At 37.6% G+C, this 15,028-nt stretch carries 14 protein-coding genes and 1 pseudogene; 7 read left to right on the top strand and 8 right to left on the bottom strand.

The window, feature by feature from the left end:
- Positions 1 to 6 precede the first annotated feature (6 nt).
- Complete coding sequence (locus LY624_RS09970) at positions 7 to 2,049, bottom strand: hypothetical protein (RefSeq protein ID WP_341802888.1); 2,043 nt, start codon at positions 2,047 to 2,049, stop codon at positions 7 to 9.
- Between the two features lie 521 nt (positions 2,050 to 2,570).
- A pseudogene (locus LY624_RS09965) lies at positions 2,571 to 2,774 on the bottom strand (hypothetical protein); the annotation flags it as partial.
- Positions 2,775 to 3,196: 422 nt separating this feature from the next.
- Here LY624_RS09965 and LY624_RS09960 point away from each other — a divergent pair.
- From LY624_RS09960 to LY624_RS09950, 3 genes are all read left to right on the top strand, one after another.
- Positions 3,197 to 3,379 (top strand): hypothetical protein, encoded by a 183-nt coding sequence (locus LY624_RS09960; RefSeq protein ID WP_237114178.1) that lies wholly within the window; start codon positions 3,197 to 3,199, stop codon positions 3,377 to 3,379.
- Positions 3,380 to 3,454: 75 nt separating this feature from the next.
- Positions 3,455 to 4,027, top strand: coding sequence for a hypothetical protein (locus LY624_RS09955; protein WP_341802887.1), 573 nt, complete (start codon positions 3,455 to 3,457; stop codon positions 4,025 to 4,027).
- Positions 4,028 to 4,156: 129 nt separating this feature from the next.
- The gene (locus LY624_RS09950; RefSeq protein ID WP_341802886.1) at positions 4,157 to 4,540 is read left to right on the top strand and encodes a hypothetical protein; all 384 of its coding nucleotides are present in this window, start codon (positions 4,157 to 4,159) and stop codon (positions 4,538 to 4,540) included.
- A gap of 8 nt (positions 4,541 to 4,548) precedes the next feature.
- Here the strand turns inward: LY624_RS09950 and LY624_RS09945 are convergent, their stop codons facing one another.
- Together LY624_RS09945 and LY624_RS09940 are read right to left on the bottom strand one after the other, a co-directional pair.
- Positions 4,549 to 4,968 (bottom strand): hypothetical protein, encoded by a 420-nt coding sequence (locus LY624_RS09945; protein WP_130150124.1) that lies wholly within the window; start codon positions 4,966 to 4,968, stop codon positions 4,549 to 4,551.
- Between the two features lie 82 nt (positions 4,969 to 5,050).
- Positions 5,051 to 5,992 carry a sodium-dependent bicarbonate transport family permease gene (locus LY624_RS09940; RefSeq protein ID WP_341802885.1) on the bottom strand — a complete coding sequence of 314 codons (942 nt, stop codon included), beginning with the start codon at positions 5,990 to 5,992 and terminating at the stop codon, positions 5,051 to 5,053.
- A 105-nt stretch (positions 5,993 to 6,097) separates the two neighbouring features.
- Between LY624_RS09940 and LY624_RS09935 the strand changes: the two genes are divergently transcribed.
- Positions 6,098 to 7,051, top strand: coding sequence for a LysR family transcriptional regulator (locus tag LY624_RS09935; RefSeq protein WP_062569331.1), 954 nt, complete (start codon positions 6,098 to 6,100; stop codon positions 7,049 to 7,051).
- 5 nt (positions 7,052 to 7,056) lie between these two features.
- Here the strand turns inward: LY624_RS09935 and LY624_RS09930 are convergent, their stop codons facing one another.
- The 3 genes from LY624_RS09930 to LY624_RS09920 all read right to left on the bottom strand — a co-directional run bounded on the left by LY624_RS09930 (position 7,057) and on the right by LY624_RS09920 (position 10,562).
- Positions 7,057 to 8,199: a sensor domain-containing diguanylate cyclase gene (locus LY624_RS09930; RefSeq protein ID WP_341802884.1), complete on the bottom strand. Its 1,143-nt coding sequence runs from the start codon at positions 8,197 to 8,199 to the stop codon at positions 7,057 to 7,059.
- 81 nt (positions 8,200 to 8,280) lie between these two features.
- The gene (locus LY624_RS09925) at positions 8,281 to 9,174 is read right to left on the bottom strand and encodes a TIGR01777 family oxidoreductase (protein ID WP_341802883.1); all 894 of its coding nucleotides are present in this window, start codon (positions 9,172 to 9,174) and stop codon (positions 8,281 to 8,283) included.
- 92 nt (positions 9,175 to 9,266) lie between these two features.
- Complete coding sequence (locus LY624_RS09920; protein WP_341802882.1) at positions 9,267 to 10,562, bottom strand: diguanylate cyclase domain-containing protein; 1,296 nt, start codon at positions 10,560 to 10,562, stop codon at positions 9,267 to 9,269.
- A gap of 240 nt (positions 10,563 to 10,802) precedes the next feature.
- On the opposite strand from LY624_RS09920, the gene LY624_RS09915 reads away from it, so the two are divergent.
- The 3 genes from LY624_RS09915 to LY624_RS09905 all read left to right on the top strand — a co-directional run bounded on the left by LY624_RS09915 (position 10,803) and on the right by LY624_RS09905 (position 14,584).
- Positions 10,803 to 12,821 (top strand): ATP-binding protein, encoded by a 2,019-nt coding sequence (locus tag LY624_RS09915; RefSeq protein WP_341802881.1) that lies wholly within the window; start codon positions 10,803 to 10,805, stop codon positions 12,819 to 12,821.
- A gap of 99 nt (positions 12,822 to 12,920) precedes the next feature.
- Positions 12,921 to 13,337 (top strand): LexA family protein, encoded by a 417-nt coding sequence (locus LY624_RS09910; protein WP_341802880.1) that lies wholly within the window; start codon positions 12,921 to 12,923, stop codon positions 13,335 to 13,337.
- Entirely contained in the window at positions 13,325 to 14,584 is a 1,260-nt protein-coding gene (locus LY624_RS09905) for a Y-family DNA polymerase (RefSeq protein WP_341802879.1), read from the top strand. The genes LY624_RS09910 and LY624_RS09905 overlap by 13 nt, the downstream gene beginning before the upstream one ends.
- A 35-nt stretch (positions 14,585 to 14,619) precedes the next feature.
- On the opposite strand, the gene LY624_RS09900 is transcribed toward LY624_RS09905, so the two are convergent.
- Positions 14,620 to 15,027: a hypothetical protein gene (locus LY624_RS09900; RefSeq protein WP_341802878.1), complete on the bottom strand. Its 408-nt coding sequence runs from the start codon at positions 15,025 to 15,027 to the stop codon at positions 14,620 to 14,622.
- Position 15,028 lies beyond the last annotated feature (1 nt).

The raw sequence follows: 15,028 nt of genomic DNA, 5'->3' as shown, positions 1-15,028 counted from the left end.
CTCGAATTACATCACTACTTTGATCTTAGCAATTTCAGCTTCATAATCATCCGACTTAATTACTGGAAAATTATGATCTCGCTCCATCACGGACATTGGATTCGATTCTTTAAGTATCAGATAACTCTTTGCTGATTTATATGAATCCTCCGTTATGTATGGAAATCCAACATCGTTATACTCGTAGGCATCTTTAGGATCATTGAGCTGGGGCGGACTCGACAAGTATTTTGACAGATTGGCTTTCAGATCATCTAAGTTATCGTACAACTTATACCATGCTATTGTTTTTAAACCAACTCCAGACGAGACTGTCATTAGTTTTACCTTATTAGATAAGAAATAAGCTCTTAAAATACGCTCATCGACAACTGGCACATTTGCAAACTGATGACCTACAAAAATGCTACTACTGTTTAATATGCACTGAGCAAATTTGTAGTCTTTTTTCTTATCGTAAGTCCAATCTAAACGTTCAAAAATCTCTTCAATGTTGTCTTGTAAGAACGCTGTTTTCCTAATCACTTGTTCACCAGCATGCTGCAAAATTTCTGAAGTACGATACTTCGAAATTTCTGAATCTGTTGTAACAATAGACTTAGCCTCGCCTACTATGATCAGGTCGTCAATTCTTGCCAACAAATCAAACTCTTCTTCTTTGCCCGCACCTAGTTTTATTCGTCTCGACAACCCTTTGTCGTAGTCGTCGATAAACTCATTACTATCAAGAGCATCATTAAGTTCTTCTATGATTGTTTCTTCATAGGTGTAACCTTTTTCACGAAGATCAATGCCAAACTCATCAGCCCACCTCTCAACAAGCCTAAACACTGATGGAGCACCTAATGCGCTTGTCATTAATGCGTACTTACCTTTGCTAGTTTTAACTAATGGTTGGCACCATAGGTCGCTAGTTGGTGATGGTTTTATTGTTAGGAAATCTACGATCTTTTCAACTTTTAGTGCATCTACACCCGTAGAGACAGTCAGCGCACGCTTCAAAGAAAACGCTTGCACTGTTGGACAGAACTGACACAACTTGTTTATGTTGAAAACACTATCATCATCTGGAAACTTACGCTGAGCATCATTTGCCATAAGCATTAATGATCGCATTACTTCAAGTGCTTCGGATATAGAAAAGCCTTTTCCATAATCATCAGTTAACCACTTTTCTGGATAGTGAGATTGCAGATCAAACTCTCTAATTCTCCATTGAGTATTCCACGTAATGAGATCGTCTCCACCATCTTTAATGGACATTACTAACGCTATCCGTTTTTTATTCTGTCTTCTAATCACGGGGAACTTATCGTCAAGAAACTTAGCTTTGTTAACGCCTTGCATAGCCATCAATGTGCTATGACCAGATAATCTAGCTTTTCGATTAGCGCTATTTAAAAACGCAAGCTCATATGCCGAGGATGGTTGTTTAATTGAGAAGAACTTCTGCTCTTTGTCCATCCCGACTAAATCAAAATCTGACCAAATAACACATTGCCATAAGTGTGTATAAGTCCAGTACAACTGGGATAACCAAGATTCTTGCATCACAAAACTGATTTCATCTAGGGGTGCTTCAGAAACCTCTAATTTATTTCTTTTAGAAATATTATATAGACAGTTTCGTATCGCAAGTTGAGCACCATCTACAGCACCATGTGCTAACTCTGCTAACTCATGCTTGTTACCCGTGATATTTGCGTCTAATAGAACTGATTGAGTGTTAGTTATGTTCTGCTGTTTTGCCAATTTGAGTGCAACAGCAATTGTTCTGTTAGCATAAGCAACATATGACAGCATTAATCGTTCATAAGATGTTTTCGGAGCCTTTAGATATAAGTCATCTAATGTTGAACGAACTTCACTTAAGACGCTGTCAATAATGACACCGGCTTTATAAACTCTTTTGTCTCGCTCTGATGCATCTGCTTCTACTTTTGCCCACTCTTGATTCCACTTGTCCAACTTAAAGTCATTTCTAGTTGGCGGTTTAATTTTGTTCTTGAATATTTTTTCAACAAACAGGTCTTTTACTTCATCAGCCATTGGATCAATTCCTTATTTTTATGATGCATATGATACCAGTGGATTAGCCTGTGTCATATCAGATAGTTACGTAAACAGACTCTCAATCATGATATGCATATTTTGGTATTTCATTGATACAAGCTAGAGATTCACATTTAGTTTAATGGCATGATTTAGAAGATATTATGGGAGGGATTATGGCAGACTTATACACTAACAGCAGCTCGAAACAGGACTTCATTCGACATGGACTAATCACTAGCGTTGAATAGCCACCGAATTTATGGACTGTAGCTAGCCAGATTTTGCCCTAACCAAACTTATCCAAACTGCATGGCTTAGAGCACTAACTCTAAGCCGCTTCTGTCCAAAAACGTGTTTGAACGAACTTCCGCTGTTCGCCCACAACCGCCTGTCAGATGAAATTTAAACCTATTCATTAAAACTGTAAGATCAGATAATCAGATATGAGCTACTATAATTAAAGCTTGAGGCGCTAGCTCTTAACTAGCGCTTTTCTTACTATTACTGCGATCACCTCAAAACGCCCTAAACAATCTCATTAACCCAAGCGTTGAAACGGCAATACCCTCAATCACAAACTCAAAGTACCAAGGCGCACCTTTATAGCCCATTGCTTGCCAACCTTTTTGCATATACGGTTGCATTGTTGGTATGAAGTGACAGATGAATAAACTTAAAGAGAATAAAATAATGATTTCATCCATAAAGGCTTTGTCGCGGCGGACTTCCCCTGAACAACCAGACATCTAGGACTCTTGTTAATTTATTTTCATTAAGCAAAATCATAAGGAACTTGATTATGCATACCCCAATCTAATTTTAGTCACCTTACCATTTGACCTTTTAGACTTGGCCGAAAAACAAAAGCTAAGTTTGACTATACTCACACTACACTTACCTTAAATGTCAGAATTATGGCGCTGAGCTTTAAGGGCTAATAGATAAAAGGCTGACCTTCGGATAAAAGGGTAGGTGGAGTGAGTGTTTTTGTTCTCAATAAGCCTGTAAAGCAACCTGTAGGTTACTTTTTATGCTTATATAGGTAGCTGAGCGAATAGTTTTTATTCAAAACTATGTAATGGCTCAAAATTTGCTAGTAAATCGCATCTTTATTTATACCTAAATATGAAGGAACAAAAAAATGACTTTATCTACTTTATTACTATCTACTTTATCTTCAACTGCTTTACCTGCACAGTCTTTTGATACAACTAAACTTCAAGGTACTGGTGGGATCGTAATAATTAGAAAGAAAAAGCAAGAATACCAATTAAATGGTACAGGTGGTATTGTTATCATTAGAAAAAATAAGAAAGAAAATTAAAATAAATAAACCAGCAATTTGCTGGTTTTTTTCTTCATTTCATTTTACCCTTTGAATTCGTTTAGAGGGTGAAAAATGCTTGAATCTATTCAAAATTTGTACAATAACTTGTTAGTTGCAACCGAGGATCATCGAGTTATTTCGCTCCAAGCTATTATAGCGACTATGTATGTCTTAGCACTGGCATCTTCATTGTATCGAGCACTTAAAAATAGAGAACACTTTAGTGACTTTTTATCAATAGCATCTGTAGTTGTAAAATATGCACTAACTTCACTTTTGATGGAGTACGTTCTAATTTTCATAGCAGAAAATAAAAGTATAGGAAATACGCAACATATTTACCTCGTAGCATCTTTAATTAATGTGCTTAGTATTTATTTTTTGTATTACTTGCATACAAAACTCAGTTACAAGTTTGGAAACTTGTTCTTTTGTGTCATTAAGCTAACAACTCTTCTATCCTTTGCTCATCTTATTTTATGGCTTAAATTGGTTGTTTTAAATATACAAGAAGAGCATGCCTATGTTCATTACATTTACAGCTTTATCGTCTTATACGTAAGTATCTCACTTGCAATTGTGATGCTTTTTCCTCGCTTGCTTAAAACTAAGCTAAAGGTTTTAGTCAGTCCGAGCTGGCCCTGATAGATAAATATGTATAAATGATAACTTTGTTATATATCAGCTTTCTAGTTTCATTTATAATGCTTTTTACTGATATGTTGAAAGCTAACTTTGGGTGTATAGTAACATTCAGTTTACCGAGGGACCGTAATGCTTGAACTTATATACATAGCCATTGCCGTTTTAGCCATCATGCTGGTTGCCAGTATTTGGTTAATTTCGCGTAAGGGCATTTTTGAAGATCAGATAAGAACAAAGTCTGTTGAAGCTGTTTGGTGTACCATTCAAGCTGAAAATGAAACAGACCTAAACCGTGCTATTAAACTTTTTAATAAAGCTGAGCAGCTCAAAGGCGAAATTGCGGGGCTGATTGGTGAGTCGCCAGACTTAGAGCAATTGTCATTGGCGGATAGCTGCTGCAATTTGGCAGATAAAGAGCTGAAAGACATGTCGTTAGGCGAGTTACAACGATATTATGATCAGCAAAATAACATCGCTAATATCTATAACGAGTTATACAAAGGTAGAAATTAAAAGCCAGATTATTTGATCTGGCTTTGTATTTTGATTTCGTTTTCTATTTGCTTAACTTGAATTTTTGCTAATTGGTTAAGCGCTTCTTGTGTTTGATTATCACCTTTTATCAACCCTGCTGTTGATAACTTTTTAATGCTTTTAATAATGCCATTATTAACCGCTTGTAATAAATCACCATCCAGCGTCATCGTATTTTGGTTATGACCATTTAATACAAAATCAAAACTTGTGTCTGTCATTTTACATGCGGTATCAATGACTTCGTAGGGTGGAGTTGCACTGTCAATACAGTGCTCGCAAAACCCAGATTTTAATGATAAGTAGTTTTCCAATTCAGTATTATTTTTCACTTCACATAGCTTACATAAACGTTGAAAAATCTCGCTTATGCGCTGCTGCTCAGTGTTGAGTTTATAATTGAACATGGCAGCTCCTTGCTTATTTTTGCCTATCTTAAACGACTTTTAACTAAATCGCATTGATAAAGCGATGATTGAACTTACTTTTTTACGAAATAAACAATGCTATTTGATGATATAACCCTATTCCTACTAGTACATTAAACGGAAACGTAACCCCTAAAGAACTGAGCATTGCTAAGCCGATATCAGCATCTGGGATCGCTGCTTTTATTGCTGCTGGCGCTGCTATGTAAGAAGCACTCGCAACTAGGCTACCTAATATAACAATGGATCCTAGCTCTAACTGCAAAGCGGTGCCGACAAAAACACCTATGGCACCTAGTAGGTTAGGGGTTATGATAGCGAATAGTGCTAATCGCCATTGATGCCAAGGGATTGGGCGTAAAGTTTGCGCTGCCATTAAACCCATTTCAAGTAAGAATAGCGCCAGTACTACTTTGAAACTGTTAGTTAATAAGCTTGTAACTTGGCTTCCTTCTTGGGTGCCGTACATCATCCCAATGATCACGCCACCAACGAGCAATATCACGCTTTTGTTGGTGAGAGTTTCATGCCATAGGGCTTTAAGTGATAAGTTTTGCCCAGAGTCATTACCTAAGCGGCGATAAAGTAATAAACCAACGATGATGGCGGGTAACTCAAGCATCACTAAATAGAGTGTTACTTCTGCACCTACATTTAACGAATTAGACTCGGCATAGGCCAATGCAACAGCGAATGTTCCGGCACTTACTGAGCCGTAATGCGCAGCAATACTTGCGCTATTTGCGATTGATAAATTAAGTGCATATTTTAAAACAGGGAAAAGTAGTAACGGAATACAAGCGCCAAGCAGTAGTACAGAGCCCATTTCAGGTAGCAATTGCCAATGTAAATTGCCATGTAATACCATTCCACCTTTTAGGCCTATAGTAAGCATGAGTAATAAACTCAATGTTTCGTAGGTTGCTTGGGGAATTTTTAAATCCGACCTTAATAAGCCAGCGGTGACACCTAAAACAAAAAACATTACAACAATATCAGGCACTTTGTTCTCCTCTTAGTTAAAGCGCCGCTATTCTAGATAAAAATTGATATAGAAAATAATTAAATAGTTGATATCATCATATAGGTAATTATCTATAGGTGATGTATGGATCTAAGGCATATCTCTTTTCGTTTATTAGAAGTGTTTATGTGTGTTGTTAAAACACGCTCTATTAGTGAAACGGCGAGGCAACTATACTTAACGCAACCTACGGTATCGCAGCAAATAAAACGCTTGCAAGAAACAGTCAATGAGCCATTAATTGTTGTTAACCAACAGCGTATACATGTGACAGAAGCGGGCTTTGCACTTTTTCAGACATGCCAGCAAGTGTTTGGGCACTTTGATGATTACCGAGACTACTTAGCCGAGCTCAGAGGGGGGGAGCGTGGTCAATGCAAGATTGCTATTGTGAATACTGCGCAATATATTCTACCTAAGCTCTTGGGCCCTTATAGTAATTTACATCCGCACGTTGAATTACCACTTGAAATTGGTAATCGTGCTGAGGTGTTAGCTCGTTTTGAAAGAGGGGAAGATGATATTTATGTTTTCAGTCATCCGCCTTCGTTGGAGCACGCAAAAGCTGCGCGTTTTTTACAAAATCCATTGGTTTTTATTGCGCCAAAAAACCATCACCTTGCTTTGCAAAAAAATGTAAATCTAAAAGCGTTAGTAACGGAGCGTTTTTTATTACGAGAACCAGGTTCTGCTACGCGTATGTTATTTGAAAGTGAACTACAAAGTAGGGGCTTTGTATTAAGTAACACTGTGCAAATGGCAAGTAATGAAGCTATTCGTGTATCGGTTGGCTCGGGTATGGGCTTGGGGGTTGTTTCTCGGCATGTTTTACCTGCGCATGACACTTCGTTTTGCATCCTCAATGTGGCCGATGTTCAGATTGCAAGTCATTGGTATTTTGTTGTTAGAACTGACCGGCATTTATCGCACGCTGCAAGGAGCTTTTTAAAGTTTGCTGAGTTAAATCTAGAGCAATGCTTAGATAAAGCTTGGATAACAAATGAATTAAGTACGCTCAACGACAGCCTTGGTTATTAATAAAGCTAAAAGGCCATCATGACTACTTGGTTGCGGCCATTACTTTTGGCTTTATAAAGCCCTTTGTCTGCTTGGGCGAGTAATTCGTTAATGTTATTGCTGCCAGATTTATGTGTAATTATGCCAACGCTAATCGATAGCTTTATTTTGTGCTGCTGATGTATAAACGTTTCACTATTAATCGCTACTCGTATGCGCTCAGACAGTATTTGGCCTTTTTGTAAACTGGTGTTAGTGAGCAGTACGGCAAATTCTTCGCCTCCAATTCGTGCGATAAGATCGCCTTCCCTAAGTTGCGATTTAATTTTATTGGCGACCCATTTTAATGCTTCATCGCCAGTATCATGACCATATTGGTCGTTCACTTTTTTAAAAAAGTCGATATCGATCATTAGTGCACAGAGTTCGGTTAAGTTATTGTTGGCTTGTTCTAAATAATTATTGCTAATAGTTAAAAACGCGCGTCTGTTTAGTAAGCCTGTTAGTGGGTCTCTATTGGCCAAGTCACTTAAAATTTGCTCAGACTCTAAAAACATTAATAAGGGCCAAATCATCGCCGTTAGTGTGGTTATCACAATGTGACTCAGTAAGATGATGGCGAGTATTTGTGAGAAATCGAAAGTAAATATATTAAGCCCATCTATCACTAATAGCCCTAGCTGTAAGAGCATAATGCAAGCATGCAATACAAAACATAGCTGTAACAGGACCAAGTGAATAATGTGCTCGACATTGAGTTTTCTTAGTGCATAAGCCGCATAACTAAAACATGCAGCAATCACTGCTGTTGTTATAAGTTGATTAATTGAGTTGCTATACAAAGGTAATAATACGATTGCACTAGCGCCCAATAAATAAGCGCACAACTTTAACTTTTGTTTTTCGGATTGCGTATACGCATGTATACCCAAAATAGCTGCTAACGGAGCTGAAATTATGAGTAAGTCTGCTATGTAATGGGTGATAAATGGCAGGTCTATAAAGAGCCTTAAAGAGGCTGTAATTTGCGCTAACACAAAAATTAGGCATGAGCTCCCCCAGTACAAATAGCTAGACTGCTTTCTTAAAAAATACAAAGACAGTAAAAAAGCACCAATTATCAGGTTCAATAAAATTGAGATACTAATAATGGTGGGTAGGTGCACCATATATAATCCTAAACTCACACATCTGTGTTCACGTATTAATTATTATGTATTAATAGTGTTATGGCAATACGCATTTAGTTCTTACAATTTTAGACTTTCCAGTGCTGGTTTAAGGGTTGGATAATGAAAACGGTAATTATGTGCGAGCACTTTTTTGGGCAGTACGAATTGCCCATGTAGTAGTAGGTCTGACATTTCACCCATCATCAGCTTTAATACCCAACCAGGCATTCTAAGCATCGCTGGTCGCGACAGTACACTGCCTAAGGTTTGGCTAAACACATTATTACTCACAGGGTCGGGAGCGGTTGCGTTAATAGGGCCATGAATGTCTTCGTGTGTGAGTATAAATAAAATAAGTTGGATCATGTCATCAATGTGTATCCACGACATACCTTGTTGCCCATGACCGAGTGGCCCACCTAAGCCAAACTTGAATGCGGGTAGCATTTTTGATAAGGCACCGCCTTGTTTAGCAAGCACGATGCCGGTTCTTAACAGGCATACTCGTGTTTTTTCTGATTCTGCTTTTGTAGCTGCATGCTCCCAATCACGGCACAGCACATGACTAAACTCAGGGTAGATATCATTAAATTCTTCATCAATATGATTATCATTTTGACGGCCGTAAAAACCAATTGCACTACCAGATATAAAAGTATGAGGAGGTGACTCACAGCGATTAATAGCTTTGCTAATTTGCTGTGTTAGATTGACTCGACTCTCAAAAAGTGTGTGCTTTTGTAATTCACTCCAGCGTTTATTTACAATAGGCTCGCCCGCTAAATTTATCACCGCATCGATGTCTTCAAAGTCGACTTCATCGAGTGTCTGTACAGCATGTACCTGATGTGTAAGCAGCACATTTGCCTGAATTGGGTTACGACTAAGTACAGTTACTTTATGATGATTAAGTAAAAAAGGGCACAAGTGTTTACCAATCAATCCCGTTCCACCGGTTAACAAAATATGCATAGCGATACCCTTTTTATAAATATGTGTGTATGTTTTTTATACATAGCACGTCTGTTTTTTGCAAATTTATACGTAAAAAGACATATTTACGTTCAGTTTTCATCGTTAGATTGGTAGAAAAAATAGGTTTTATTAGCTGTTGTTTTTGCCTTGTACATTGCGGTGTCAGCATTTTTTATTAATTGTAGTGCATCACAACTATGATCTGGAGCGATTGATACCCCAATACTCAAAGAAACTTCAATACGCTGATTTGCGACTTCAAATGGTCGTTTAAATTGCGCAATTAAATGAGCGATCATCGCTTCAACATGGGATGTTTTGGCTGTGTTATGCATAATAACGATAAATTCATCTCCGCCGTAGCGGTATATATCATCGTCTGCACGGGTTGATGAACTGATCCGCTTTGCCGTTTCTTTTAAAATATCATCACTCACTGCATGACCGTAATGATCGTTTAATTCTTTAAACTTATTTATATCAATAAAAATAACAGCAACTTTACTATCTTCAGTACATAAATTGATAGCATCAATGAGTTGTGACTCTAATTCTGTTCGATTAAGTAGCCCTGTTAAATGATCGTGATTAGCCTGAAAGGTGAGCTTTGCCGTTTTTTTATGAATGATCTTGCTCATTCGGTAAAACCGCTTAAGTAAATGGCCAATTTCATCATGGGCAGTGTAATGTGTAGTATCTGGTTTTTCTCCTCGCTCTAGCTTCTCAGTATTGGTAATTAATAGATTAAGCGGTTTAAACAACTTATTTCTGATATACACAGCACACAAAACAGAAAGCAAAATAAATAGCGGGATCTGGATAGACACAATAAAGGTGATTACTTTTCTGTTGTGTCTAAACTCTTTTCGTTCGATATCGAGGCGCTGTCTTTCGTCATCTTGAAAAGTGCTTATTTTTTCACTTATTTGATCCATTATTATTTTTCCCTGATCACTTTGAACGACGGATATTGCTTTTTTTATTGAGGCATCGGTATTTTGTTGCGCAAGCTCTATTGTTAGTGCAAGTTCAGCGAATTTTTGTTCAACAAGTAAGCGAATATCACTTAGTTGCTGTTGTTGTTTTTTATTACTTACAGTGAGGTTATTAAGTTCAGATAGTCGAGATTGGCTTTCTTTTATTCCAGAATAATAGGGAGCAAGGTAACTTGCATCATGGGTGAGTAAATAGCCACGCTGGCCTGTTTCAGCACTAATTACATCATTATACAGTAGCTCCGATTCATCAATAATTAAGTGGGTGCGAGTAACAGCGTTAAGTTTTGAGCGGCCTTCTTGATCGAGATAAAACACGATGGAAGTATTTAGTAATAACACTAAAAACAGTGATGAGAGTAACAGAGTTAGCTTTAGTTTTAGTGACATCAATAAGCCATAATAAGATGAAATGAGCTTAGTTAATGATAAAGTATTGATGATGGTAGGGAATAACGCCAATAAAAGTTTAGCTGAAGGATAAAAAGGCACCTAGGTGATGAACAAAAAGAGATTTAGTGACTTTTAATTATAAAAATTAAGTATTTTTGATTGATTTGATGTGTGTTTTTCTATTTATTGGTATGCTGTTATCAAAATAAATCCAGAATTATTACCTAGGGAGTTAGGTTGAACTTTTTACGTCGATTTCATGATATTGTTTCTGATCAGACTCTTTGTTTTGAAGATAAAGTTCAGCACATCTTACGATTTGGTTTAGATGTTTTTGCCCTCGATTTTGCTATTGTGAGTGAAGTCCGTGAACAGGTTTATACTGTATTACATGTGGTGTCTCCCAATAATGAAATTGCAGTGGGTACTCAATTTGATTTAGAAAATACATACTGCTTACATACACTTAAGGCTAATAAAGCGTTATCATTTTATCATGCGTCAAAAACACATATCGCAGCGCACCCTTGTTATATTAATTTTCAATTAGAGTCTTATATTGGTGCGCCTATTTATGTGGGAAGTCAGGTTGTGGGTACGGTTAATTTTTCTGCTCCCCAGCCATCAGCACCTTTTACAAATGAAGCGCATGACTATGTTGAACTTTTTGCTCAATGGCTGGGTAGTGAATTTGCGCGAAATAATAATGCTCAAAAGCTTATCAAAAAGAATTACATGCTGGCTCAAGTTGAAGATGTTGCCAAAATCGGCTCTTGGGAATTTGATTTAACAACCAATCGTATTTATTGGAGTAAACAAACACGCATAATTCATGAAGTAGCAGAAGATTATACGCCAAACATAGAGACAGCGATTAATTTTTATAAGCAAGGTGAAAGTCGACGCGCGATTGAAAAAGCCGTGTCAGATGCGATAGAGCATGGAGTTGATTGGCAAAACGAAGTTGAGCTTGTAACAGCGAAAGGTAAAACAATTTGGGTGTCGACCTTTGGTGAGGCTGAGTTTAATAATGGGCAATGTATTCGCCTAATTGGTACATTCCAAGATATCACTAAGGAAGTGCTACTACGCGAAGAGCTAAAACAGCAAAAGGCCGACGCTGAACGCACATTAAAAGACCGCAGTATCCTGCTTGCAAAAATAAGTCATGAATTAAGAACCCCTCTTAATGGTATTACAGGGATGCTGACAACCTTACTCTATGAAAGGTCAGAACAAAAGCGTGAAGAAAAGTTAAAAGTAGCATTGCGCAGTGCTGATATTTTATTGAATATTATTAATGAAGTACTGGATTTCACAAAAATAAATCATGGCGAGTTACAGTTAGAGCCAAGTCACTTCTTACTGAAAACCATTTTTATTGATTTAGTGTCGTTATATACCCCGTTGTTTGAACAAAAACAGCTTCGGTTTGATACAGACATTAATATTGATGATGAATGCTGGACGTTTTGCGACAACACGCGAATAACTCAAATAGTTTCAAATCTATTGAGTAATGCACTTAAGTTTACCGATGACGGTCATATTAGCATTAAAGCTACCACAACCTCAGAGCAAGATACTGTTGTACTTCACTTACAAGTAAGTGATACAGGGGTTGGTATGACAGAAACCTTTATGAAATCACTGTTTTCCCCGTTCACGCAAGAAGTAAATAAAGAGCGTAAAAAAGGAGGCACAGGGCTCGGGCTTGCTATTATAAAAGAGTTAATTGATTACATGGGTGGCACAATTAATGTGTCAAGTGAATATCAAAAAGGGAGCTGTTTTGATATTCGATTACCTTTGCAAAAAGGCACGCCACAAAATCAAAGTAACCATAGTGGCAGTGATGTTGATTTATCGTCATTAGCCTTATCGATACTGGTTGTTGATGATAACCAAATCAACCGTTTCGTGCTTTCGGCCTTTCTAGAAAAAATGGGTTTATCCGCTGATTTTGCCTGTGACGGCGTCGATGCAATTAATAAATGTAAGCAAAAACACTATAACTTAATTTTTATGGACTGTGTTATGCCATTGTTGGATGGCCTTGAAGCAACGCGCCAATTAAGAGAACTTGCTATATGTCCTACGGATAAAACCTATATTGTAGCCTTAACGGCAAATACCTCTGCTGATGATAAAGCAGCATGTAAACAAGCGGGTATGGACATGTTCATTTCTAAACCCGTTAAAAACATATTCATTGAACAGGCAATACTTGCTGCTAAAGAAAAGTTTGATTTATAAGTAAGTTACAGAATCTTGCTTTTAGGCTTATAAAATTCCACTTTCCTAATTATTTTATCTAACCTATACTGTATTTATGTACAGTATTTGTGGTTATGTATGTTTGTTATTCCTATCTATATTGAAGCAGGTATTACGGGTTTTGAGTCGCCTGCGGCAGAGTACAAAGAACTTGGCTTGTCGCTTGATGAGCTGCTTATTAAACATCCCCATGCAACCTTTATAGGTTTAGCATCAGGTCACTCAATGGTAGATGCAAAAATCTTTGATAAAGACTTATTAATCGTTGATAGGAGCGTGGCTATCCAAAATGGCGACATTATTGTTGCCACTTACAATGGCAGCTTTGTGTGCAAGATTATTGATACCAATAAACGGCAATTATTATCAGCCTCAGACTTATATAAGCCCGTATCAATTTATGAAGACGACCAGTTTAAAGTTGAGGGAGTTGTAACTGCTTGCATACGAACATTTAAAAATAACAAAAGCGTAAGCTCCTTATGTATGCGCTAGTTGATGCCGCCGCTTTTTACGCAAGCGCAGAGAAAGTGTTTGATCCCTCCATCCGCTATAAACCGGTTGTTGTCCTAACGAACAACGATGGCTGTATTTGCGCCGTTTGCCCAATCGCTAGAAAGCTAAATATTCCAAACTTTGCACCTTATTTTAAAGTTAAAAATTTTTTAGCTAAAAATAATGTAGTGGTGCGTTCATCAAACTATGAATTATATGCCGATTTAAGTGAGCGTATGATGACAGTGATAAGCCGGTTTAGCGATACGCACCATGTTTACTCGATAGATGAGTCATTTTTAAAATTTACAGGGTTTAGTAGCCTGATTACTGATTGGCATGCTTATGGTCAGCAAATAAGGCGCACCGTATGGCGAGAAACAAGCTTGCCTGTTGGGATCGGGTTTGGCACAACGCCAACATTAGCTAAAGCTGCAAATTATGCGGCTAAAAAACTACCAGGTTTTAAAGGTGTGGCTGTTATCAATGACGAGACTTCACGTAAACAAATACTCAGTCAAATGGATGTAAGGCATGTATGGGGAGTCGGCTCTCGTTTAGCAAAAAAATTTAAACTGATGGGAATAGAAACAGCACTGCAACTTGCAGATCAAAGCCCCAAAAAAATGCGTAGGTTATTTAGTGTTGTTGTTGAGCGAACGGTGAGTGAATTAAATGGTGTGGCTTGTTTAAATTGGGATGAAGTGAAGCAAGGTAAAAAAGAGGTGTTTTCTACACGTAGTTTTGGTGAGCGAGTTACAGATATCAACACATTAAGAGCCGCATTAAGTGCGCACGCAGCAATTGTTGGTCGAAAACTAAGAAGGCAGGGCTCTATAACAAAGCGTATTGTGGTATTTGCTGCCAGCTCACCACATGATAATGAGTATTATAAAAAGTCTATAATATTTGATTTTCCTGCTGCTACAGCAGATACACTCGAAATCACAAAAGCAGCCTCATTAATATTAGAAAAAATATACAAAGAGAATGTGCATTTTTATCGCTGTGGAGTCGGGGCAATTGAGTTGGAATGCTCGGCAAATAAGCAGCTAGACTTATTTACTGAAAAGCAGTCTAAGCAAGTACTTATGGACTGTGTTGATTTAATTAATAGTCGGTACGGAACAGGTGCTTTACAATCAGGCAGTGAGTGTTTAACGCAGAAATGGAATATGCGCCGCGCATTTTTATCACCGCATTACACAACTAGGTGGTCTGATATTCCAATAATTAATTGTGGTTAAAACATTAAAGGAATATCAAATCAGCATTTAGAAAGTTAATGACTCGCGCACAGTTGACTAAAAGTAACTGTCGCTTCACAAGCAAGAGGCGTACTCGACTGCCAATGTTGTATGTCTGATTTGGCTGTGCAACCGATATCTTCGATAAGTAGCCGCTCATCTTGGCAAAGCAGTAAAGCGGCATCTTGCTCTTGAATAACAACTTTTAACTGATAATTTTTAAATGGCGTAAGCCTGCTTTTATCGCCTCGGATCGCCGTTAATAGTAATTTTTGTGGGTCAGTATATGACTCTGAGCTAAACTTTAGTGTTCCATCCACTGCGGCAGAAATATCTTTTAATTGCGATGCAAGATCTGCCATTTCTTCAGGGTTGTAAGTATTTGCTGAACTCGCGCAACCTGCTGATAAAACAATTGCTGTGATGAGAATTATATATCGCATT

The sequence above is a fragment of the Pseudoalteromonas sp. N1230-9 genome (assembly GCF_032716425.1).
Taxonomy (GTDB): Bacteria; Pseudomonadota; Gammaproteobacteria; order Enterobacterales; family Alteromonadaceae; genus Pseudoalteromonas.
The sequence above is the reverse complement of the archived record's forward strand: the minus strand, read 5'-3'. Positions and strand labels throughout refer to the sequence as shown.

What these genes read in the sequence shown, in the direction of transcription:
- LY624_RS09970 (WP_341802888.1), bottom strand. Translation starts at nt 2,049, where the DNA reads ATGGCTGATGAAGTAAAAGACCTGTTTGTTGAAAAAATATTCAAGAAC.
- LY624_RS09960 (WP_237114178.1), top strand. Translation starts at nt 3,197, where the DNA reads ATGACTTTATCTACTTTATTACTATCTACTTTATCTTCAACTGCTTTA.
- LY624_RS09955 (WP_341802887.1), top strand. Translation starts at nt 3,455, where the DNA reads ATGCTTGAATCTATTCAAAATTTGTACAATAACTTGTTAGTTGCAACC.
- LY624_RS09950 (WP_341802886.1), top strand. Translation starts at nt 4,157, where the DNA reads ATGCTTGAACTTATATACATAGCCATTGCCGTTTTAGCCATCATGCTG.
- LY624_RS09945 (WP_130150124.1), bottom strand. Translation starts at nt 4,968, where the DNA reads ATGTTCAATTATAAACTCAACACTGAGCAGCAGCGCATAAGCGAGATT.
- LY624_RS09935 (WP_062569331.1), top strand. Translation starts at nt 6,098, where the DNA reads ATGGATCTAAGGCATATCTCTTTTCGTTTATTAGAAGTGTTTATGTGT.
- LY624_RS09930 (WP_341802884.1), bottom strand. Translation starts at nt 8,199, where the DNA reads ATGGTGCACCTACCCACCATTATTAGTATCTCAATTTTATTGAACCTG.
- LY624_RS09925 (WP_341802883.1), bottom strand. Translation starts at nt 9,174, where the DNA reads ATGCATATTTTGTTAACCGGTGGAACGGGATTGATTGGTAAACACTTG.
- LY624_RS09920 (WP_341802882.1), bottom strand. Translation starts at nt 10,562, where the DNA reads ATGTCACTAAAACTAAAGCTAACTCTGTTACTCTCATCACTGTTTTTA.
- LY624_RS09910 (WP_341802880.1), top strand. Translation starts at nt 12,921, where the DNA reads ATGTTTGTTATTCCTATCTATATTGAAGCAGGTATTACGGGTTTTGAG.
- LY624_RS09905 (WP_341802879.1), top strand. Translation starts at nt 13,325, where the DNA reads ATGTATGCGCTAGTTGATGCCGCCGCTTTTTACGCAAGCGCAGAGAAA.
- LY624_RS09900 (WP_341802878.1), bottom strand. Translation starts at nt 15,027, where the DNA reads ATGCGATATATAATTCTCATCACAGCAATTGTTTTATCAGCAGGTTGC.